Here is a 20,116-nt window from a genome sequence, read left to right on the forward strand (position 1 = left end):
TCGCCGCCGAAACCCAACCAGACACATTGCAGGCTATGCAGGGCCGCGGCCCGAAAAGCCCGCTGATTGCTGCTCGGCCACCACATGCCGAGCAAGCAGTCAGCGGTATCCGCCTCGTTGAAAACTCAGGCGTGCGGCTCTTCTTCATCCTTTCGAATCCTCGCTTATGGTGGATACCGGAAGTGCCCCGAAGCCCGCACGCTCTGCGGCCCGCGAGAGAATCCCTGAATCCGTCGATCTATCGCCGATCAACCCGTGAACCGACTCGAAACCCTTCTGATCAAGATGTGCATGCCACTTCTCCAGCGCCTCACGCTTGCGGGCCATGATGTCGGACTGGATGTACACCTTCACGTTGTGGCCCATGGCGTGATTGATCAGCAGCTCTCCCACCAGGTGGTCAACGCCCAGGTCAGCCCAGCCTGTGCGAGCCAGCTTGCGCAGGTCGTGGCTTGTCCACTCACCCTGCCCCATGACCGTGAAGACTGCCGATGCCTTGGCTTCGCTCATGGGTTTGCCATGGCGCCCTGGGAAAATGAATTCGCCGTCATAGCCCTGATTACGCTGGATCTCGCGATAGGCCATCAGCAGGAGCCGCACCTGGTCGGTCAGGGGCAGACGGTGCTGCACGCCGGTCTTGGTGTGCTCGGCCGGGATGTACCACTCACGCTCGGCCAGGCTGATGTGGCTCCAGCGGGCCAGGCGGGTTTCGCCCAGCCGGGTGCCGTGGCACAGCATCATCAGGGCCAGCACGCCGTGCTGTGGCCGGTTGGCCAGAGCGGTCTTCATGCGGCTCATGAGATCCTCAAGGTGCACACCACGCAGACGCGATGGCTTGACAGTGACCTTGGCCTTCGAGAAGTCTCCGAAGCGGATGCCAGCCATGGGGTTGGAGCTGATATGGCCCAGCTTGAGGGCTTGCCGGAAGGCCAAGGCCAGCAGCTGGAAGACCAGCCGCACGTAGTCGATGGACAGGGTCTCTTGCAGTGGCCACATCAGCTCGCGGTCGAGCAGGGCCTTGTCGATCTGGGCAAGCGGCACTTGCCCGAGGCGCGGCACTAGGTGCTGCTTGATGGCCGATGCACCGGTGCTCTTGCGCTTGCCCGACAGATTGCGGTCCCGGGCCATGCGCTCAGCAAACCAGGTCAGCAGCTCGCCGGTCAGCACCCAGCTCGAAAGGCTAGAGCCCTCGCCCGCTTCCAGGCGCAGACGGATATCCGGTAGCGCCGCGGCAACCTTGGCGGCGCTCAGTTCTGGATATGAGCCGATCCGGTGCCATTTGCCCTTGATGACCAGGTACCAGGAACCTCGATCGCGGGACCTGTGAAAACGGAAATACAGGCCTTTGCTAGCCAGGCTGCGCAGGTCTCGTGCCGACCCGGCGGCCTGCCGGCGGATCTCGGAATCGCTGATCTTCACAGCAGCGGTGTTGGTCATTGCACTACCTCGGTTTTGGGCAGGGCCATGTAGGCTCTCAAGCACTCCATGGCGTCGAAATGGCCGTAGCAAACGACCGCCAGGTAACCCTCGCGGGTCAGCCGCTCGATGCAGGCGTACTGCTCAGGGGAGACAGCCGCCGGCTCAACGGTGGCTTTGAACTCGATGAACAGACCGAAATATCCGCCGCGGGCCAGCGTCAGCTGCAGATCGGGAATGCCAGGCTTGGTGCCTTGGGCCTTGAGCCGCTTGGCTTCGGCCCAACTGCGATGCCCACCATTCGGGGTGTGATGGAGATTCGCGTACACCTCTGGATAGCGGATCTTGATCTCGGTCATCAGGGTGGCCTGCTCGAGCCCCTCGCGGTCTACGCGCTTGGCCCGGGGCTTCTTGGGGCTGAACCCAGACACGGTTGCCGGCTTCATGCGATGAGCACCCCCTCGTTGAGCAGCAGCGCCTGGGTGCGCATGACGCCCTCGGCGTGATACTGCCGGGCTGTTTCGCGATCTACGGCCTTGCTGCGCCCGTCGCAAGCGTCATGGCACGCGCTGCAGCACCAGGCGCCCTGCAGGTCGTGCGGCTTCTTGCCGACGCCGCAGGTGCCAGCCAAGCGGTAGTGCGCGAGAACGGTGGTCTCCGGATTGCCGTTGCACACCCCCGGGATACGCACCTGACACTCCCGGCCGCGCGCAGCCTTGGTCAGCTTGGTTTGCCGCATGGTCAGAACTCCTCCTTGCCACGGTGAGACTCCCACTGGAACGGCACCACCACACCGCCGCCCTCGCGCAGGCGGTCGTAACACCGTTCTCCCATGGCGTGGCGCAGTTGGCTGGCTTCCAGGTTGGAAATCACGACCGTGGGGCGCATTTGCTCGTAACGCCCGTTGATGATCGAAAACAGGGTTGTCAGCTCGAATTCGCTCGGCTGCTCCTTGCTGACGCCGACTTCGTCCAGCACCAGCAGCGACGGCTCGATCAGGCTGGACAGGATGTCGGCCTCGGACTGCTCGCTGTGGCGGTCGTATGTCGCTCTGATGGCCTGCAGGACAGCGCCTACTGTGCGGTACACGGCGGTAGCCGAGGTGTTACGCATCAAATCATTGGCCATGCCAGCGCCCAGATGGGTCTTGCCGGTACCGACCTGGCCCAACAGCATCAGGCATCGCCCGGTACGCTGGATCTCGTCGAACGCCGCAACGTACCGCGTGCAATAGGCCAGGGCCTTGCGCTGACCCTCGTGCTCGACCCGGTAATTGGCCAAGGTGCGGTCGGCGAATCGCTTCGGGATGAGCGCCGAGCCGAGTTTTCGGCTCATGGCCTCACGTTTCAGGCGCGTTTCCTCAGCCAGCTGCTTGGCCTTGCGCTCGGCGATGGCGATCTTCTCGCAGTCTGGGCAGCGGCCGACGATCTCGCGCCCCATCAACAGTGTCACTCGCTGCTCGAAGGGGCCGTGCTGTTCGCACTCAGCCGGCTGAACACGAAAGCCAGCGGCATTCTTCACCTCGGACATGGTGATCACCGATTCAGATCGCATAGGTACCGTCCTCCCGCGGGGCAAGGCCAGCGGTGTAATCGCGCTCGTTGAAGCCGTGATGACGGCTATTGGGGTTGGCTTTGGTAGGCGTCTGGCCACCAACGCGCTTGGTGACCCATTCCACGTCGAAGCCGCGCCAGCCGTTCTCCACCGCGATCTCCAAGGCCTGTGCAGGCTGGATACCGAAGGCCTTGCACTGCTCGAGCTTGGCGTTCAGGCGGGACCAGATCCGGGCGCTAACCGTAGCCTTGGCCGCTTTGCGGACAGCCAGGTAGTCAGCGATCAACGATTCATCCAGACCGTGGGGGTTGTCGGCCATCATGGCGGCCTTCCCGAATGGGGTCTTGCGGTCAGCCTTCGCTGGCGGCTCGTCCGCTTCGCTGGGGGGGCATGTATCTTCTTCCGAAGGAAGAAATACATAGGGGGTTTGTTTCTTAGAATAAAGAAGGGACTCGGCGGTTTTGGTCTGTTTCGACTCACAGCCGATTCGGACCACTTGAGCCGAATCGACTGTTTTGGTCTGTTTCGGATCAGCTACGTAGACCCAGTCTTTCGGGTCATTGACGCCGATATCGCCACGAGCACCACCCTCACGAAACAGTACGCGACGGCGCAGCAGACTCGAGACTGCCTTCGATACCGAGTCGGGGTGAGCGTTGATGGCCTTCGCGATATCGGTAGCTGGGATGCGCTGGGCGCCTGCCCCGAAGTTGATGGTGGCCTTGGCCACGTACAGCACGATCTTCATTTCTCGTGCCGGAAGATCGATAGCCAAGAGGCCATCCATGAGCTGGTTGTCCATCCGGGTGAACCCCCTGGACTTGTCAAGTGGGACGATGTTTGTCATGCTCTGGTCTCGTTTGAAGCTGTAGAGAAAGCCGCCGTGCAAGGCGGTTTTTTTTCGCCCGCTATTCGGGCGTTATGGGTGTCCGGTGCATCCGTGGTAGCTTTTTGCTTCCACACAAGAAGGTCCAAGGAGACCGGACGTATGAAACCTAGGGAAGTAAGTTATGAGTCGATCTGGGCGAAGGCCGTGGACGATCAAGAATCGGTAGCTCGCAAGAGCGGCAACAGTGCCGAACCTTGGGAGGCTCAAGCCTGTCGACTTGGTTTTGGGATCTACAAAACAAGGTGCTTTTGTGAGCGATTGGCTAGAGAGTTTTTCTCTCCTTGGTATCAGCCCACAGCGGTTGAAGCCGGACGCCTCTATCTGCTCAACAAGCACCACTGGATTCCTGCTGAGGTGAAGAATCTTGATATCGTTGCGCTGATGGCGTTTCTGCATGAGGAGCTCACTCAGATGAGGCTGACGAAGGAGGAGTGGGAGCCAGTTCGCAACTGGACTTCTCATATGGACTGCTATCAGCTACTCGCAGAGTCGGCTCCTCTGCCTTGACTATCGGGTAAGCGCGCTTAACGGTCGGGTCCAGATAGCTGGAGTCCTGACTCAATTGCCTTGACGTGCTTGCACGTGCCACCTCAACGGCGTTTGCGCGATGCTTGCGTAACGCCTCCCCCAGCAATTTTTTTCGCTTCCCTTTCATCTGCTCTCTCCTACTGGTTACATTCACAGGTATGACGGGCATCTACCTGCCCGATGGATCCCGCTCGATAATTCGTCTCGTCAGTCAGCGGACGGGTTATCCATGAAGTAGTTGGCCAGCCTCTGGACGGTGTTAACCCGCGGGTTACGGGTCGTTCCGGTCACCATCTTGCTGATCGTGAAATACGGGACGGACGAAGCGCGGCTGATCTCCGGCCACTCACCCTTACGCCGCCTCAGCTGCTCAATGACGAACGCGCTGAGGTCACGACTAATCGATTGAGCTTCGCTCAGGGTTGTCATTGCTGTGCGCCTTTTAAGCCATGTGCGGCTAGGCTAGTCGTTTATGGCTTCAGCCGTCAAGCCGCAAGCGATTAGCCGTTAATGGCAAAATCAGCTTTCACTAGACGGGTAGGACCAAATGGCCTCAATAGAGCAAACGCTGGCTAATAATCTGAAGTATCTGATGGCTTCGAGCAGCGATTTCGGCACCCAGCCGAAGCTCGAGGAGCGATCCGGGGTAGCCCAGGCGACCATAGGTAGAATTCTAAGGGCTGAGACCCAGGCCAAAATTGGAACCGTCAAGGACCTAGCCAAGGTCTTTAAGCTGGCTCCAGGAGACCTTCTTGACGCCGGGTTAGTCACCCGCCTAAGCGGTGACGACTCAAACGTAGGCTCGACCAGCGGGACGGTCGGATTGATTCCTCTGATTTCATGGGTGAACGCAGGGATGCTATGTGAAGCTATTGATACTCTTCCGGCTGGCGAGGCCGAGGATTGGCTGGAATCCCCCTTCCCCCACAGTAAGCAAACTTTTTGCCTCCGGGTGCGCGGAGAGAGCATGTGGCCTGACTACAAAGACGGGGAAATCATACAGATCGATCCCGAGGTCGCTGCTCAGCACAATGACGATGTAATCGTTCGAACGCCGGACGGCAAGACCACCTTCAAACGGCTGCAAGAAGGTGACGATGGGATGTTCCTTCTAGCAGTCAACCCAGACTATCCAGATCGGATCATTCGGGTTCCTGAAGGCACGCTCATATGCGGAGTGTGCACCGGCAGTTGGATGGATCGCCGCAGGAGATAGCCCCCCCCTCCAAACAACCCCGCTTCGGCGGGTTTTTTTTGGCCAAAATCAGCCACTTAAGGCTTTATGTCTCGGGTTAGCCATTTACGGCTTGACGTAACAGCCATCCATGGTTAGATTTATAGCCACAAACGGCTAGATGCTTTACGCCGGACCGCCACCGCTCTTTAACAACTCGACTTGTTCAAGCTCCTGTCGGGAAAGGCGTTAGCGAATCCATATAGCCATGCGGCTCCCTGGGATTGGCTGTATCGACCTCGGTAAGCGGGAGTGGCCACACGAATCATTGAATTAGCGCCCCGAGCTTCGGCATCGAGGGGCGCCGGACCTCATGCACCCTGCCCCACTCAGCTAGGGCACTCAGAGCTGCAGCGTGCATGTTGTAAGGACCTGTGATCCGCGGCGGACAGATGCTGTTTGACGTCGCGAGGAGGAAGCTCGACGCCCGCAACCACGACGGACCGCAGAGCTGCAATCAGCTGCGGCAGACGCGGCGCCACCCTAGCGCAGAGGGAATCACCGCTGACGCAATGCCCCGGCCTGACGCCAGTAGCGAGGCCGGACCTATCGATTCACTGAAGCACCTGGGCGACCGGGTGCTTTGGGAATCCACTGGAGGAACACAGCATGCGCAATTTCAATCAGCTTCGCATCGAAGGCGAAACCATGGAGCAGTTCAAGGCTCGTCGTGCTCGCGGCGTGGCGATCAACCTCATGAGCTCTATGGCTGAGTGCCGCGAAGGCGCCGGCTGGGGGCCAGCTAAGGCTGAAATGATCCGAGCTTTCCACTATCACCGCGCTCGATTGCACACACGCTTGGCGCTGGCACCGCTGTTGCCGTGACGATTTCACTGGCTTGCCTTCTCACGAGGGCCAGACGGGAAACCAACCAAGGAGTAGGACCATGCTGATACTGACCCGCAAAGTGGGCGAAACCATTGTGATCAACGACACGATTCGAGTGACGGTGCTGCAGGTTAAGGGCAATCAGGTGCGCATTGGTATTGAGGCGCCAAAAGACGTTTCCGTGCACCGCCAAGAGATTCAAGAACGAATTGCGGCTCAGGCCGAGGTTGCTGCCTGATTTGTTTTCACTGGCTGGCCTTGGCGACAGGGCCAGACGGGAAATCAAACCCACGGAGCAATTCAAGATGACGACGATTATCGAAGACCGCTTCGACAGCGGTGCCAAGGTAAGCATGGAAATGGACAAGGAAGAGGGCGAGCTCTTCGTCTTTCACTGCCCGGCAGGTCAGGGCTGCAAGGTCAGTAAATGGCCTCTGGATAGCTACCACATGCCGATCGCGTTGGCCCATTACGAGCAATGCATGGAGCTGGAGCGCGCCGCCTTCGAAGCAAGCGCCACGACAGCCTGTCGTTAACTGCCCGATGCCCTGCTCCCCATCGCAGGCTGCATCGGTGATCCACATTGAACGCGATTTGATCGCCGCGAATTGTGAGCGTGGGTAGCGTCTCGTCCTTCGGTGAGGCGTCCCGACACCCGGTTTGCCCCGGAATGTGGATCACCGATGCAGAAACATCGTAAAGCGCATGAGCGTGATCCTTAAAACTCGTAAGGCTCACCCTGCCAAACTTTATCGGCACCCCTTCCCTTCACATACGACCGCATTAGGCAGGCGCCAGGTCCGCGCTTCTCGGCTGCGCGTGGGTTTGGTCACCCACCCTGACGCCTGACCAATGCGGTTGCTGAGGACAATCATGGAAACGATCACCTGCGGCTCATGGACCGGCCAGCTCGGCAAGACGCTGGCACCACGCGAGCTGGAAGCACTGCTTTGGGTTGCCCAGGGCCTGACCACCAAAGAGATTGCGCGGCAGATGGCGGTCACCCCCGGGACCGTGGCCAACCGTATCGAGGCTGCGCTGTTCAAGCTGGAAGCCGGGCGCCGCATCGAGGCGGTCACCAAGGCCATGCGCCAGCAGATCATCAGCCCGCTCTGCATCGTGCTGGCAGGCCTAATCGCAATGCACTCCGTCATCAACGACAGCGACCCCATGCGCCGCGATCGCCGCGCACCTGAGCGTCGCACCGCCCAAGTTCGAATCGTTCGCAAGGCCGAGGCCTTCGAGCTCCACGCCTGATTCCACCGAGGATCGCCCCATGCAAACAGCAATGCATCCCGCTTTCGCGGAGAAACTTGCCGTGCTCGCAGCACTGCTTCAGCGCAGTCAGTCGGCACGGGCCGAAGCCCACAACAAGATCGGCCAGCCCGCTCCGCGCTATCAGGCCAGCGGCAAGAGCGGCGCTTGGGATGTGGTCGAGATCGCAACCGGCGCGGTGCAAGGCTTCGCCTATAGCTACAAGGCGGCGATGCGGTTTGTCGATGCGTGCGAAGCTGGGGCGGCCACCAAAACAGGCGCGCGGCAATGAGCAAGCGCAAGCCCCACAACATGAGGGCCCGCCTTGAACGGACGTGCCGGGCCCTGGTCTCGGCCAACCACGCGGCCGTGGTCAACATCGACCCAAGCGGACAGCAGGTGCTGATCAACTGGAAAAACCTAAAACAGATCTGCGTGCGGCAAGTCGTCGACGCAGTCTGCGACATCCCCCACCGCTGGACCATCTACCTCAGCGTGCTGTGCCGGACGGAGTTCGGAGAGCGCTATCACAAGTCGATCGAAGTCGCGCCACAGGGCAACTACCGCGCCGAGCACCTGACCGACGTGATTGAGGCGGCCTACACAGACCTGCGGGCCACGGCCAATCCTAATCACCTGGTGGCAGCCGGCTGGATCGCCATCCCAACCGACACAACGCTCGACGAAGCAGAGGCCGCAAAGATCTTTGCCGCTGTCGGCGCCTGGAGTCAGCAGAAAGCAGCATGAAGCGCATCACCCCACGCGTTCGGCACGGCCGGCGCCAGCAGTACATCAACCTGCCGCCCAGCGGCCTTGTCCTCTCGGAGCATCAGCAATGCCAAAACCTACAGACACTACCGAGTTCCTGCAGGAGCTCAACGGCGGCGCATTCGCCAGCCAGATCGGCCACGCCCTCTCAGAAGTAGCCGCCGACGTGGTCGATCACGGCAAGGCCGGCAAGATCACCATCACTCTGGACTTCAGCCAGATCGGTGACTCCCACCAGGTGAAGATTAAGCACAAGCTGGCCTACAAGGTGCCCACCAAGCGCGGTGATCGCAGCGAAAACACCAGCTTGGACACGCCGATGTACGTCGGTACCGGCGGCAACATTTCGCTGTTCCCCGAGAAGCACGATCAGCTCTTCACCCGTGACGAAGCACCGGTCCACCCGCGCACCTGATCCCTATCCCAACAAGGAAACATTGTATGTCCCTCTCGAAAGAAGCACTGCAGCTGATCATCGACGACGCTCTGGCAGCCGCCGGCAAGCAGCTGGATACGCATGCACCGGTTGCGCTGGTGCCAGACGGCGCCAAGGTCGTCGACCTCGAACGCTTCCAGAATTACCGCAACCGCTTCCGTGGTACCTACTCCACCCACTCCCTGGCCGACTTCGGCGCTTACGTGGTCGAACGCTCGGTACCAGCAGCCCGCGGCTTCATCGATCAGGACGCCATGAGCTGCACCGTGCTGTTCAACCTCGGCACTCCAGATAACCCTGGCCATGCTGATGATCGCGCCGTGCTGCGTCTCAAGCCTTCCGCTGCATTCGCCGCCGTGCAGGCCGTATGTGGTCAGTCCTTGGTGCAGAAGTCCATGAGCGACTGGATCGAAGACTGGCATCAGCACCTGACCGCTACTGACGAGAACGGCGCCGGTATGACGATCGCCAAGGCCATCGCCGCCGTGCGCACCATCACCATCAAGGCCTCATCCGAGAGCGATCACGCGGTCAGCGAGACCCGCGCCAGCCGCAGCGCCATGGATTCGATTGAGGCCAGCAGCAAGGAAACCCTGCCGGCCTGGCTCGACTTCAAGGTCATCCCATTCGAAGGCTTGGCCGAACAGGTGATCCGCCTGCGCATGTCCGTCATCACCAGCGGCTCGCAGCCGGTTCTCAAGCTGCGCTGGCTCGGCGAGGAGGCCCAGCGAGAGGCGATCGCTCAGGAGTTCAAGCAAGTTCTGGAGGATAAGGTAGGCGAATCTGCCAAGCTGGTGCTGGGTAGCTTCGACTCGAAGTGACCTGAGGGATCGGTCGGCTCCACTCCTTGGAGCTGACCGATCAAGACCAGGCATAGCAGAATTTCTTTGATCAGCCTGACGACCTCGTTCAGCAGGTTGATCCATTCAGTCAGTCGTTTCATACAGCAGCTCTCCGGCTTGAATAATGGCCGAAGCTTCGCGTCACGACTCATCGGCAGGCGCACTTTGAAGCGCATGGCCTGCCCATTCCACTTGGGTTTTTTCCAAGATCGGAGCAAAACGCTTCACTGTGTACGCCTATCGTCGGTGAGCCCCGCCTAACGTTCCTCTTGTGGAAAATTCACCTTCCCCTATTCAACGATAACGCCTCCCCGGCGAGGATCAGCCATGTCTGACAAGAAGATCGACGAAGCCAAGCTCGAGCGCGTAATACGCAAGATCAAGCGCTGCCTGGCCCTATCAGCCAGCTCCAACGAAACCGAAGCTGCAACCGCTATGCGGCAGGCTCAGGCACTGATGCGCGAATACCGACTAACAGAACTGGATGTACATCTCAGCGATGTGGGCGAAGTGGAGTCAGCAGTGGCTCGAGCCAAGCGCAGGCCAACCTGGGATCGCGATCTCAGTTCGATCATCGCGGACGCTTTCGGCTGCCGGGCTTTCTCAAGGCGCCACTGGTGCAGGACCACCAGCAGATTGGTTGATCGCGCTATGTTCGTTGGGGTGACTCCCGCACCGCAGATCGCCATGTACGCCTACGAGACGCTGCTAAACAAGCTCGCCCAGGCCCGGCGTGAGTATGTGTCGCAGGTTAGGGCGGGAAAGCGGCGCAGCTCGTACTCACCCCAGACTGCGGGTGATCACTTCGCGATCGCCTGGGTTTCAGCAGTCCACGGCAAGATCCATGAGCTGGTACCTTGCGGCGAAGAGGACCTTGCAATCGGCCAGCACTCGACGGGGCGAGACTTGATGGCGGTCGAATCGCATGACAAGGCGCTGATCGAGCAGTACCTGTCAGGTCGCGAGATCGGCAAGGCCCGTAAGGCCCGAGAGCTTGAGCTAGACCTGAATGCGCAAATCGCAGGCCTGTTGGCTGGTCAGCGGGTCGAGCTGAACCCAGGTTTGGCCCACGGAGGCCAGGAACAGCTTGGGATAGGCAGCGCATGACCATTAACCCCTACCAGATCACTGGGCCGGCGCAGATCGGATTCAGTGGCGGACGCAGTTCCGGGTACATGCTGTACCACATCCTCGAAGCGCACGGCGGCCAGTTGCCCGAAGGGGTTCATGTCACCTTCCAGAACACCGGCAAAGAGCGGGACGAGACGCTCGACTTCATCCGTGAGTGCCAGCGCCACTGGAACGTGCCGATCACCTGGCTAGAGTTTGACGGGGTTTATGGCCAGGGCCTGAGCTGGAAAATCGTAAGTCACGAGACGGCCAGCCGGAACGGTGAGCCGTTCGACCTAATGCTGCAGTACTACACCGACTATCGACGCGAAGAAAAGGGCGAGCCGCCAATCCTGCCGAACCCGGTAAACCGGATGTGCACTGACCGGATGAAGATCAAGGCCAGCACCTGGTACATGCGAGATGTGGTCGGCCTGACCTCATGGGACGCGATCATCGGTATCCGGGCGGATGAGCCCCGGCGTTACCACCGCATGATGGCGGCGAACGAGAAAGGCGGTAACCGGTGGGAGAACGTGACACCCATGTATCACGCGGGCGTGCTGAAGGCCGACGTGAACAGCTTCTGGGCGCGCCAGTTGTTCGACCTTGGCATCGACTCCGACCTGGGCAACTGCGACCTCTGCTTTCTCAAGTCACCAGAGAAGATCATCCGGGCAATCATCGAAAACCCCGGCGCCGCCCGCTGGTGGATTGAGGCGGAAGAGCGCACCGGCCAGGTGTTTCGCCGCGACCGTCCCAACTACAAGGCTCTGGCGTGGATGGCTGACCAGTTGGGCCGCCAGATGCCGCTGGACCTGGACTTCGCCGAGAACGAGGATCTCATCGACTGTATGTGCGGAGATTAGCTTACTAGCGTCTCGTCAGCTTTGTTGAGCGCCTCTGTATACAGTTCAAGCCCAGCGTGAACTACTCCATTATGCATAACCAAGCCAGCATACGGCTTATCAGTTCCGGGGGCGTGGAACTTCTTATCCTCAACCACCACCCTATCAGCCTCGCTAATAAAGTTAGAGAATCCGGCCAAGACATTAATGTAAGCAAGAACCAAGTCATGCGTTCCTAGTTCGTGAGCCGGCAATAATTTCAGAGACGAAATCGAAACTAAACACAATTCCTTGTAATGAGCTTCCCACTGCCCCTTGAACACCTCGAGCGGTCTCCCTTCGGCTATGTCTGTAACATACTGGCATTGGCTGGCCGCATGCTGGATCACTGACAGGTATGACTTCGCCCGCTTTTTCCTATCTGCAGCCCGGGCTCGCTCTTGCCTATGCTCTTGCTCAGCCACTAGCTCCTGCTGTGCCCTAGCCTGGTTACCTCCGACTGCAAACGCGCCAACGATAGCCAGTATAGAACCTATCGCTTGCACCCAGCTTGCGATATCAGAACTTTTTAAATCGTAGATTCTAATAAAGAGCCCGCAAATAAATACTAATGCCAGAGACAAGCAAACATTTTGAGCTGAAAGCCACGGCCTGAACAAACTCTTCCCATAGTCGTTGAGCATTCTTCCTCCTCATAAATCCGCCATATGTTACCCGTCTAGGTATCCCCATGCCCACAGAAAACCGATCCAGCAACACAGAGATGGTCAGCGTGCCGCGTGAGCTGCTGCAACGCTTAGTGAAACGAGCCGGTAGCCTTGAAACTCCGTACTGCGGTGCATGCGGCGTCGAAGACAAAGCACGTGCTGAAGGTGCTGCTCTCTTGGCTCAGCCAGCCGAGCAGCACCAGACCAGCAAGATCGCCGATGCGTTGGAGGCTTGCGAATGGCTCGAAACGCCGATCGGACACAAGGCCATCATTCGCCGCGCCATTCAGGCACTACGCGCCGATACTGGCGAGGTTGAGCGGCTGCGCTACAAGGCCGAGCTGTACGACGAAGTGTGGGAGCTGGCTACCGCACTTGGGTACATGAACGTCACCACGGCGATCAGCAGGCTGCGCGCCCAGCTGGCCGAGCGGGCTGCGCTGCTGCGCAGCCTGAAGAATCGCCCAGTGCATGAATGGGCCAGCGGTAAGATCGAGACGGAGATCGACGCTGCCCTATCCGCCAGCCCAGAGCCGCAGGTGAAGTCGTGAAGACGCACTTCGCACCATTCACCGACCCGGAAGACTTTGAGCAAGCACCCTGCGGCACCTGGCTAGGGGAATCCTCCGAGCTATCTGGCGACTGGGCCAAGGTCGATTGCCGGAGATGCCATAAGCGCAAGAGCAGCATCACCAAGGCCATAGCGGCCGAGGAGCACGATATCGTCGAGCAAATGGGCGACATGGCTGCCTACATGCGCGGACAAGCCTAACCGCCCAAGAGAACATCTGTACTCCACCCCGCTGTAAACCCTCTCCCCTCTATTCACTGCCGCGATATGGCGGCCAAGGAGCATCCGTGCGCCTGAAGAAAGCTGAGCGCGAGCAGGTCCGTCTGAAGTACGGCGGCCGCTGCTCCTATTGCGGCAACGTCCTGGGCGAGCGCTGGCACGCCGATCACTTCGACCCGGTGATCCGGTTGCCCGATGAGCGCGTGGCCGAGCAGCTGCAGAACCACAACGTGGCCAACATGATGCCGGCCTGCGTGCCCTGCAACCTGAGTAAGTCCCGCATGCAGTTGGAGGACTGGCGGCGCTGGCTGGCCGGCCACGTCAACAGCCTCAACCAGTACCACCCCATCTACCGCCTGGCCAAGGCCTACGGCTTGATAGCCGAGACCGGCGCCGAGGTCGTCTTCCACTTCGAAAAGGTGCAGAGCGATGCCATCCAAAACCTATCCGCTTGATGTGCGTAGCGTTGGCGAGGACACCTACATCTGCATGAGCAAGGGTCACCACAACCTGGAAGAGTTCATGAAGGCTGCAGTTGCCGATCACCCTGGCTGGTGCCTTGGTGGCCCTGAGCATGTCTGGATCAAGACAACCCCGGGCCACGGCACCTACGACCGCATGTACAACATCGTGCCCGAAGGCACTCGGGGATGCTGGCCTGCGACCTATTGCCATGAGTACGGCGAAGGCCACGAGCGCTACAGCGGCGAGGTAAGCATATGAGCGACTTCGAAATTGCTGTAACGGAGATGCCCGCAAACAAACTGCCGGAGTACATCAGCGCGCTGGACCAGGCTACGCGCGACTGGACTGATCGCGCTGCCCGCGGCGAATGCCCATGGGTTTGCGCGGACTGTTGTTACACCTTCAAAGAAGGCATGCCAGATCAATGCTGCCACGGGTTGCAGGAGTGCACCGAAATCATCAAGCGCGACAAGCTGCGCGCCATGCGTGAAGGAAACGAACCATCATGACCCGCCTCGCCCTCTGCCTCCTGCTGCTGGCCACCGGCGCCAGCGCAGCGCCGTTACCGCACGGAGTGCACGTGTTCCATGACGATGAGCGGGGCGCGACCTGCTGGCTGTACGGCTTCAGCTCCCCCAGCGGCATCAGCTGCATCCCCGACAGCCAGCTGCAGGCCGGCAACGAGCGCCAGCTCTCCCCGCACGAAACCCAACCGGAACCTACACCCGCTCTGGCGCCTGGGCGCTGGATTGATGAGAGGTATGAGCTGTGACGACTACGAATTGGAAAGTCGCGCCTGCCGATGCAGAGGCATGGGCACCCAGCACCCACAAATTCATGGCGGGCTGGTACAAAACAGACGCTCAAGGCCACTGGTATTTCGCCATATCGCGCAGCGCTGGCTGGTGGGCCATCGAGAGGCCGTCGACATATCGCCAGCGTCAAATGGAGCGCCGCCCATGACCGACCTGATCGAAGTGAAGACGGCGGACCTGGCAGACGAGGCCCTAGGCTGGGCGGTGGGTATGGCCGAAGGCCTGGCTCTACACCTCGAGCCGCCCCAGTACGGCAACGGCTGGCGCGTGTTTACCATCTACCGGGGTGAGGCGACCGAGCGCTGCGAGCGTTACAACCCCTGGGAGGCATGGGCGCTGGGCGGGCCGCTGCTGGCCAAGCACCATATCTGCCTGGACTTTCAATCCGAGAAGTGGAGCGCGCTGGGCGATGCATGGACTGCCTTTTGCGATAGCCCGACCGCAGCGATATGTCTGGCCATAGTCGACGCCAAGCTCGGCGATACCGTCCAGGTGCCCAAGGAGCTGATGCCATGACCGAACAAAGCACAAAGCAATTCTACTCTGTCGATCAAGCCTCTCAGCATGCTGCTGAATGGTGCAAACGCAACCCCGCATGGCGCCGGATCTGCGATATCCCGGATATCTCCATGTTCGAAAAAACCTACGATGAGATTCCAAAGCGCGAGCGCGCCTACTGGGAAGAGAACGGCGGTGAAGAGTGCTGGCGTGAATTCGGCGCAGGGCGGACCAAGGTGCCCACCGGATTCATCTCTGGAAAGGGCGAGTTCTTCGACCACGTCCTGAAGGTGCCACTCCATCACAACATGATGATGGTGTTCCGCGTGGGCAAGAGGTGGAAGCCATGATCGAGCAATTCAGCGTGAACGAGCTTGAGGCCATTCTGAAAGGCGTCAAGCCCAGCGACCTGCGCGGCGGCGAGACCATCGCACAGTACCTGCATCGCGGCATCCAGCGCCTGGCAACCGAGCTGAATAAGGCGCGCGAAGACCGCGACGCCTTGCTCGAGGCCGGCGCCCACCTGCTTTAACCGAACCCCCTTCACTACTACTTAAGCCCGCCGATACGCGCGTGCGAGGATTTCCTATGTCCGCAACTCAACGATTCCACCACACCGCGAATGACTGCCTAGAGCGCCTGGCGGCCGATCTCTGGCCAGAAGCCAAGTTGGCTCTGGTCATCTACACCCCTGAAAAGCCTGAGCTCGACATCGTGCTCAAGGACAGCGGCCTTAACGTAGACGAGGTCGTGAGCACCCTACGGCGGCGCGGGGGGTTGGGTCTGGATGGCGAGAACATCTACAAGCGACTGCTCTGTGACGCCATCATCGGCGCCATGGCTTTCGGCAAGCAGAACAACAACCCCCCACCAGATGGCCACTGGGGTCAGGAGTTTTGGGATATCGGTCGCGCCGAAGGTGCACTGCAGGAGGAAGTGGTGCAGGCGCTGCGCCTGGTGCGCAAAGAGCTGGATGCTTGCCAGCGAGTGATCCATTACGCGGGCGGCTTCGATCCGGCTTACGTAAGGGACGCCCAGGCTGCACTAAAAGTCGCCGACGCCGTGCTCGAGCAAATACTCGTCTGACTAACAACCTGCCGCCGCCGGCGGCGTGGAGACCACCCATGGAAACCGCCAGCACTGGTGACGTCGACAAAGTTACCGAACAGAAAATGGCCGATTTGCTCGGCTGCACGAAGCGCGCTCTCGAAGGCCGGCGACTACGGGGATCTATCCCCGAGGGCGTATGGATGAAGCACAGCGGCCGAATTGTCTACAGCATAAAGAGGTATGACGAATGGCTGGAAAGCCAATGGATTTACCCCCTGGCATCGACGTCCACTACGGCTCGCTCCGGCTCAGGTTCATGTGGGAAGGTGCTCGCAGGAGTGAGACCCTTCCCTATCCCGCGACACAAAAAGGCATCAAGGCTGCATCCCAGCTTCGAGATAAAGTAAACAGCCTGATAAAACTCAACCTACTCGACCATGACAAGTACGCGGAACTCTTTCCTAGCTCCGGCGCTGTCGTGGGTGGCGTACCAACGTTCGGCGAGTACGCGCAATTGTGGTTGGACAGCCGGGAGATCGCGGCGGGCACGAGGCTCAACTACAAAGGCACCTTGAATCTGTATTGGGTGCCCCACCTCGCCTTGGTACGTATAGATCTGATCACGCCCACGCTTCTTAGGCGGATCGTCACCTCGATCACCTGGACATCGGCATCCGTTAAACGCAATGCCATGGTGAAGCTGTCGACAATCCTCCGCTCAGCTGTGCTGGACGGGCTGATCACCAGGAATCCCGCCGAAGCGATCCAACTTCCAGCGCGCTCAAGGAAGGAAGTCGATCCGTTCACTCTCGACGAGGCCAATTTGATCATCGCTGAGCTATACAAGCACGCGCACTGGCCCAGCCAGATCTACGCAGCATTCTTCGAGTTCATGTTCTTCACGGGGCTTCGTCTCTCTGAGGGCTTGGCACTACGCTGGGATGCGGTGGACTCGATAAAGAAAACCGCTCACGTCCGACGGACAGTCGCGCTGGGCGTTGTGGAAGAGAGGACTAAAACCGGCCGTGATCGGTTTGTTCTGCTCAACGACAGAGCGCTGCATGCCTTGGCGTTCGCGAAGCAGTATGCAGAGCGCCGCAAGCAGGGCAAGGGGCAGTTCAATGAATCGCCGTTCGTCTTTCCACCAGGGAAGAACGGCGAGTACGTCAAGCAGACATCGGACCTCCACCACCAATGGCGCCCGATCCTGAAGGGTTTGGGGATCCGATATCGCCCACCGTATAACTGCCGCCATACCTATGCGACAATATGCTTAATGTCCGGTCTCAACCCCGCATTTATCGCCCAACAGCTCGGGCATAGCGTGCAGATGCTCTTATCGACTTATGCACGTTGGATTAACTCGTCCAATGACTGGCAGGAGCTGGAAAAGCTCCAGATTGGTCCGAAATTGGTCCGTAGCTGCGATGAAGCCACGTAAGTTATTGATAGGTAAGCTCCTTGATCTCCACCGCTAATATCACCATGCAATTCGGCTCCAAGCCGCTGTTCGAAAACGTTTCGGTCAAATTCAACAATGGCAACCGCTATGGCCTGATCGGCGCCAATGGCTGCGGCAAGTCGACCTTCATGAAGATCCTGGGCGGCGACCTGGAGCCTTCTGGCGGCCAAGTGATGCTCGAGCCCAATACGCGCCTGGGCAAGCTGCGCCAGGACCAGTTCGCCTACGAAGAATTCACCGTGATCGATACCGTGATCATGGGCCACGGCCATCTCTGGAAGGTCAAGGCCGAGCGTGATCGTATCTATTCGCTGCCTGAAATGTCCGAAGAAGACGGCATGGCTGTCGCCGAGCTGGAAACCGAGTTCGCCGAAATGGACGGCTACACCGCCGAGTCGCGCGCAGGCGAATTGCTGCTGGGCCTGGGCATTCCGCTGGAGCAGCATTTCGGCCCAATGAGCGAAGTAGCGCCGGGCTGGAAGCTGCGTGTGCTGCTGGCCCAGGCACTGTTCTCGGACCCGGACGTACTGCTGCTCGACGAGCCGACCAACCACCTGGACATCAACACCATCCGCTGGCTGGAAACCGTGCTCACCGCGCGTAACAGCACCATGGTGATCATTTCCCACGACCGCCACTTCCTCAACAGCGTGTGCACCCACATGGCTGACCTGGACTACGGTGAGCTGCGCCTGTTCCCCGGCAACTACGACGAGTACATGACCGCCGCCACCCAGGCCCGCGAGCAGCTGCTGTCGGACAACGCCAAGAAGAAAGCCCAGATCGCTGAACTGCAAACCTTCGTCAGCCGCTTCTCGGCCAACGCCTCCAAGGCCAAGCAAGCCACCTCGCGGGCCAAGCAGATCGACAAGATCCAGCTGGCCGAGGTCAAGCCGTCGAGCCGGGTCAGCCCGTTCATCCGCTTCGAGCAGACCAAGAAACTGCACCGCCAGGCTGTGACGGTCGAGAAAATGGCCAAGGCCTTCGACGACAAGGTGCTGTTCAAGGACCTCGGTTTCACCGTCGAAGCCGGAGAGCGCGTCGCGATCATCGGGCCCAACGGCATCGGCAAGACCACCTTGCTGCGTACGCTCGTAGGCGAGATGACCCCGGACAAGGGCGAAGTCAAATGGACCGACAGCGCGGAAGTGGGCTACTACGCCCAGGACCACGCCTATGATTTCGAAGACGACATGACCCTGTTCGACTGGATGGGCCAGTGGACATCGGGTGAGCAGGTGATCCGCGGCACGTTGGGGCGCATGCTGTTCTCCAACGATGAGATCCTCAAGTCGGTCAAGGTCATCTCCGGTGGCGAACAGGGCCGCATGCTGTTCGGCAAGCTGATTCTGCAAAAGCCCAACGTGCTGGTGATGGACGAGCCGACCAACCACCTGGACATGGAATCGATCGAAGCGTTGAACCTGGCGCTGGAAAACTACCCAGGCACCCTGCTCTTCGTCAGCCACGACCGCGAATTCGTCTCCTCGCTTGCGACCCGCATCATCGAGCTGTCAGCCGATGGCGTGGTGGACTTCAGCGGCACCTACGACGAATACCTGCGCAGTCAGGGCGTGGTGGCTTGATTCAGCGTATTCACTGAGCGCTTTTCAGGCTGCGGGGCCTCGAGCGTCTGCTCGAAGAACGCAGCCGTCTCGCGTTGCAGCGAACGATGGATGTGCCGGCGGTCCACCCCCTCGGCATCCTTGCACAGCGCCGGCATGCGCAAGGCCTGCTCGGCGTCACAGCGCGCCATGAACACGAAATGACCGGCGCCTGCCAGCAGGCGGTAGTCAGGTGTGACGGGCAACTTGCGGGCCAGGGCTTGGGCGTTGCGATCGACGGCGACGAGCTGGTCCTTGTCGCCACTGTAGATGAGCACCGGTAGGTGCACATCGACCAAGGCGTGGCGTCCGAACAGCAGGCTCAGCGGCGCCATCAGCATCACCGCCCCGACGCGGGAATCTGCCTGGGGTGACAGTTCGCTGCGGTCGGCAATCAACACACCGTGGGTTTTGCAGGCGTCGTGATCATCGGGTCGCTCAAGGCAATATGCACGCAGGCGGTCAAGGTCAGGGCGCGCGCCGGCCAGGATCAAGGCGGTTTCGCCGCCGGCCGAATAACCGATCAATCCGACTTTCCCACCGTTCAGCCGAGGCCCAAGCAGCGCATCGCTGCGCGCAGCGGTGATGGCGGCGCTGACTTGCAGTGGCCGACCGTACAGATTGCTCAGGGTGCCCAACCGGCTGGGGTCGCGGGCATTGTCGCCTGGGTGGACCACAGCGACCACCACATACCCTTGCCTGGCCAGTGACGTTGCCAGATAGTGCAAGGCCAGGGGGCTACCGGTGTTGCCATGCGAAAGCACGAGCAACGGAAAACGCCCCTGGGCCACAGGCACCTCTTCAGCCACCTCCAGCGCGTAACCGTCGATGTGGCTGGCCCGAGCATGCCCCTTGGCAGGATAGAACGCCAAGGCTTGCATGGGTCGGCTGTCTACCGGGTCGGTCAGCATCATGTGATGCAAGCCGGCTACCCAGGGCGAAGCATTGGCTGCGCCCATCGAGCCAACGACCATGGCCAGTGCCAGCAAGCAACGAGGAAGGATCATGGGGGCTCTGC

The 20,116-nt window shown here is 60.0% G+C and carries 32 protein-coding genes; 24 read left to right on the forward strand and 8 right to left on the reverse strand.

Annotated features, from left to right (window positions below):
- Positions 1 to 144: 144 nt before the first annotated feature.
- The 5 genes from B2S33_RS02110 to B2S33_RS02130 are packed head-to-tail and all read right to left on the reverse strand — an operon-like array spanning position 145 to position 3,817.
- On the reverse strand, positions 145 to 1,437 hold the full coding sequence (locus tag B2S33_RS02110) for a tyrosine-type recombinase/integrase (protein WP_288649667.1): 1,293 nt from the start codon (positions 1,435 to 1,437) through the stop codon (positions 145 to 147).
- Positions 1,434 to 1,862: a VRR-NUC domain-containing protein gene (locus B2S33_RS02115; RefSeq protein ID WP_288649669.1), complete on the reverse strand. Its 429-nt coding sequence runs from the start codon at positions 1,860 to 1,862 to the stop codon at positions 1,434 to 1,436. The genes B2S33_RS02110 and B2S33_RS02115 overlap by 4 nt, the downstream gene beginning before the upstream one ends.
- Positions 1,859 to 2,155: a DUF1364 domain-containing protein gene (locus B2S33_RS02120; protein ID WP_069942525.1), complete on the reverse strand. Its 297-nt coding sequence runs from the start codon at positions 2,153 to 2,155 to the stop codon at positions 1,859 to 1,861. Before B2S33_RS02120 ends, B2S33_RS02115 begins: the two co-directional genes overlap by 4 nt.
- Positions 2,156 to 2,157: 2 nt before the next feature.
- Complete coding sequence (locus tag B2S33_RS02125) at positions 2,158 to 2,970, reverse strand: ATP-binding protein (RefSeq protein WP_288649670.1); 813 nt, start codon at positions 2,968 to 2,970, stop codon at positions 2,158 to 2,160.
- Positions 2,960 to 3,817 carry a replication protein gene (locus tag B2S33_RS02130; protein WP_288649672.1) on the reverse strand — a complete coding sequence of 286 codons (858 nt, stop codon included), beginning with the start codon at positions 3,815 to 3,817 and terminating at the stop codon, positions 2,960 to 2,962. Before B2S33_RS02130 ends, B2S33_RS02125 begins: the two co-directional genes overlap by 11 nt.
- 141 nt (positions 3,818 to 3,958) lie before the next feature.
- Here B2S33_RS02130 and B2S33_RS02135 point away from each other — a divergent pair, with 141 nt between their 5' ends.
- Positions 3,959 to 4,366, forward strand: coding sequence for a hypothetical protein (locus tag B2S33_RS02135; protein ID WP_288649674.1), 408 nt, complete (start codon positions 3,959 to 3,961; stop codon positions 4,364 to 4,366).
- 228 nt (positions 4,367 to 4,594) lie between these two features.
- Here the strand turns inward: B2S33_RS02135 and B2S33_RS02140 are convergent, their stop codons facing one another.
- Entirely contained in the window at positions 4,595 to 4,816 is a 222-nt protein-coding gene (locus B2S33_RS02140; RefSeq protein ID WP_288649677.1) for a hypothetical protein, read from the reverse strand.
- A 118-nt stretch (positions 4,817 to 4,934) separates the two neighbouring features.
- On the opposite strand from B2S33_RS02140, the gene B2S33_RS02145 reads away from it, so the two are divergent.
- The 11 genes from B2S33_RS02145 to B2S33_RS02195 all read left to right on the forward strand — a co-directional run bounded on the left by B2S33_RS02145 (position 4,935) and on the right by B2S33_RS02195 (position 11,728).
- Positions 4,935 to 5,603 (forward strand): LexA family protein, encoded by a 669-nt coding sequence (locus B2S33_RS02145; protein ID WP_288649679.1) that lies wholly within the window; start codon positions 4,935 to 4,937, stop codon positions 5,601 to 5,603.
- A 627-nt stretch (positions 5,604 to 6,230) separates the two neighbouring features.
- Positions 6,231 to 6,446, forward strand: a complete 216-nt coding sequence (locus B2S33_RS02150; RefSeq protein ID WP_288649680.1) for a hypothetical protein — start codon at positions 6,231 to 6,233, stop codon at positions 6,444 to 6,446.
- Between the two features lie 61 nt (positions 6,447 to 6,507).
- Entirely contained in the window at positions 6,508 to 6,687 is a 180-nt protein-coding gene (gene csrA / locus B2S33_RS02155; protein WP_049696051.1) for a carbon storage regulator CsrA, read from the forward strand.
- Between the two features lie 67 nt (positions 6,688 to 6,754).
- The gene (locus B2S33_RS02160; RefSeq protein WP_288649683.1) at positions 6,755 to 6,985 is read left to right on the forward strand and encodes a hypothetical protein; all 231 of its coding nucleotides are present in this window, start codon (positions 6,755 to 6,757) and stop codon (positions 6,983 to 6,985) included.
- A 337-nt stretch (positions 6,986 to 7,322) separates the two neighbouring features.
- A complete protein-coding gene (locus B2S33_RS02165) occupies positions 7,323 to 7,706 on the forward strand; it encodes a response regulator transcription factor (RefSeq protein ID WP_288649684.1) in 384 nt (127 codons plus the stop codon).
- Positions 7,707 to 7,725: 19 nt separating this feature from the next.
- Entirely contained in the window at positions 7,726 to 7,995 is a 270-nt protein-coding gene (locus B2S33_RS02170) for a hypothetical protein (protein WP_288649686.1), read from the forward strand.
- Entirely contained in the window at positions 7,992 to 8,450 is a 459-nt protein-coding gene (locus B2S33_RS02175; protein ID WP_288649687.1) for a hypothetical protein, read from the forward strand. The genes B2S33_RS02170 and B2S33_RS02175 overlap by 4 nt, the downstream gene beginning before the upstream one ends.
- Before the next feature lie 88 nt (positions 8,451 to 8,538).
- Positions 8,539 to 8,886: a hypothetical protein gene (locus B2S33_RS02180; RefSeq protein WP_288649689.1), complete on the forward strand. Its 348-nt coding sequence runs from the start codon at positions 8,539 to 8,541 to the stop codon at positions 8,884 to 8,886.
- 26 nt (positions 8,887 to 8,912) lie between these two features.
- Positions 8,913 to 9,728, forward strand: coding sequence for a DUF2303 family protein (locus B2S33_RS02185; RefSeq protein WP_288649691.1), 816 nt, complete (start codon positions 8,913 to 8,915; stop codon positions 9,726 to 9,728).
- Positions 9,729 to 10,076: 348 nt separating this feature from the next.
- Entirely contained in the window at positions 10,077 to 10,856 is a 780-nt protein-coding gene (locus B2S33_RS02190; protein ID WP_288649693.1) for a DUF2786 domain-containing protein, read from the forward strand.
- Positions 10,853 to 11,728 (forward strand): hypothetical protein, encoded by an 876-nt coding sequence (locus B2S33_RS02195; protein ID WP_288649695.1) that lies wholly within the window; start codon positions 10,853 to 10,855, stop codon positions 11,726 to 11,728. The genes B2S33_RS02190 and B2S33_RS02195 overlap by 4 nt, the downstream gene beginning before the upstream one ends.
- Here the strand turns inward: B2S33_RS02195 and B2S33_RS02200 are convergent.
- Positions 11,725 to 12,390, reverse strand: a complete 666-nt coding sequence (locus tag B2S33_RS02200; protein ID WP_288649697.1) for a hypothetical protein — start codon at positions 12,388 to 12,390, stop codon at positions 11,725 to 11,727. The two genes, B2S33_RS02195 and B2S33_RS02200, sit on opposite strands and share 4 nt — an antisense overlap.
- Positions 12,391 to 12,437: 47 nt before the next feature.
- Between B2S33_RS02200 and B2S33_RS02205 the strand changes: the two genes are divergently transcribed.
- The 12 genes from B2S33_RS02205 to B2S33_RS02260 all read left to right on the forward strand — a co-directional run bounded on the left by B2S33_RS02205 (position 12,438) and on the right by B2S33_RS02260 (position 19,080).
- Positions 12,438 to 12,965: a hypothetical protein gene (locus B2S33_RS02205; RefSeq protein WP_288649699.1), complete on the forward strand. Its 528-nt coding sequence runs from the start codon at positions 12,438 to 12,440 to the stop codon at positions 12,963 to 12,965.
- Positions 12,962 to 13,186 carry a hypothetical protein gene (locus B2S33_RS02210; protein ID WP_288649701.1) on the forward strand — a complete coding sequence of 75 codons (225 nt, stop codon included), beginning with the start codon at positions 12,962 to 12,964 and terminating at the stop codon, positions 13,184 to 13,186. Before B2S33_RS02205 ends, B2S33_RS02210 begins: the two co-directional genes overlap by 4 nt.
- Before the next feature lie 86 nt (positions 13,187 to 13,272).
- Entirely contained in the window at positions 13,273 to 13,659 is a 387-nt protein-coding gene (locus B2S33_RS02215) for an HNH endonuclease (RefSeq protein WP_288649703.1), read from the forward strand.
- Positions 13,634 to 13,927, forward strand: coding sequence for a hypothetical protein (locus B2S33_RS02220; RefSeq protein WP_288649705.1), 294 nt, complete (start codon positions 13,634 to 13,636; stop codon positions 13,925 to 13,927). Before B2S33_RS02215 ends, B2S33_RS02220 begins: the two co-directional genes overlap by 26 nt.
- The gene (locus B2S33_RS02225; protein ID WP_288649707.1) at positions 13,924 to 14,178 is read left to right on the forward strand and encodes a hypothetical protein; all 255 of its coding nucleotides are present in this window, start codon (positions 13,924 to 13,926) and stop codon (positions 14,176 to 14,178) included. Before B2S33_RS02220 ends, B2S33_RS02225 begins: the two co-directional genes overlap by 4 nt.
- Entirely contained in the window at positions 14,175 to 14,441 is a 267-nt protein-coding gene (locus tag B2S33_RS02230; protein ID WP_288649709.1) for a hypothetical protein, read from the forward strand. The genes B2S33_RS02225 and B2S33_RS02230 overlap by 4 nt, the downstream gene beginning before the upstream one ends.
- Positions 14,442 to 14,628: 187 nt before the next feature.
- Positions 14,629 to 15,000, forward strand: coding sequence for a phage protein NinX family protein (locus tag B2S33_RS02235; RefSeq protein WP_288649712.1), 372 nt, complete (start codon positions 14,629 to 14,631; stop codon positions 14,998 to 15,000).
- Positions 14,997 to 15,332, forward strand: coding sequence for a hypothetical protein (locus B2S33_RS02240; protein ID WP_288649714.1), 336 nt, complete (start codon positions 14,997 to 14,999; stop codon positions 15,330 to 15,332). The genes B2S33_RS02235 and B2S33_RS02240 overlap by 4 nt, the downstream gene beginning before the upstream one ends.
- The gene (locus B2S33_RS02245; protein WP_288649716.1) at positions 15,329 to 15,514 is read left to right on the forward strand and encodes a hypothetical protein; all 186 of its coding nucleotides are present in this window, start codon (positions 15,329 to 15,331) and stop codon (positions 15,512 to 15,514) included. The genes B2S33_RS02240 and B2S33_RS02245 overlap by 4 nt, the downstream gene beginning before the upstream one ends.
- 56 nt (positions 15,515 to 15,570) lie before the next feature.
- Positions 15,571 to 16,068: a hypothetical protein gene (locus B2S33_RS02250; protein WP_288649718.1), complete on the forward strand. Its 498-nt coding sequence runs from the start codon at positions 15,571 to 15,573 to the stop codon at positions 16,066 to 16,068.
- A 211-nt stretch (positions 16,069 to 16,279) separates the two neighbouring features.
- The gene (locus B2S33_RS02255; protein WP_288649720.1) at positions 16,280 to 17,473 is read left to right on the forward strand and encodes a site-specific integrase; all 1,194 of its coding nucleotides are present in this window, start codon (positions 16,280 to 16,282) and stop codon (positions 17,471 to 17,473) included.
- 20 nt (positions 17,474 to 17,493) lie between these two features.
- Positions 17,494 to 19,080 (forward strand): ABC-F family ATPase, encoded by a 1,587-nt coding sequence (locus tag B2S33_RS02260; protein ID WP_288649722.1) that lies wholly within the window; start codon positions 17,494 to 17,496, stop codon positions 19,078 to 19,080.
- Here B2S33_RS02260 and B2S33_RS02265 read toward each other — a convergent pair.
- Entirely contained in the window at positions 19,062 to 20,105 is a 1,044-nt protein-coding gene (locus B2S33_RS02265; RefSeq protein WP_242810435.1) for an alpha/beta hydrolase family protein, read from the reverse strand. The genes B2S33_RS02260 and B2S33_RS02265 overlap by 19 nt on opposite strands.
- Positions 20,106 to 20,116: the final 11 nt, after the last annotated feature.

The organism is Pseudomonas sp. UBA5568, assembly GCF_002425525.1.
In the GTDB taxonomy this organism is placed as follows: domain Bacteria; phylum Pseudomonadota; class Gammaproteobacteria; order Pseudomonadales; family Pseudomonadaceae; genus Aquipseudomonas; species Aquipseudomonas fulva.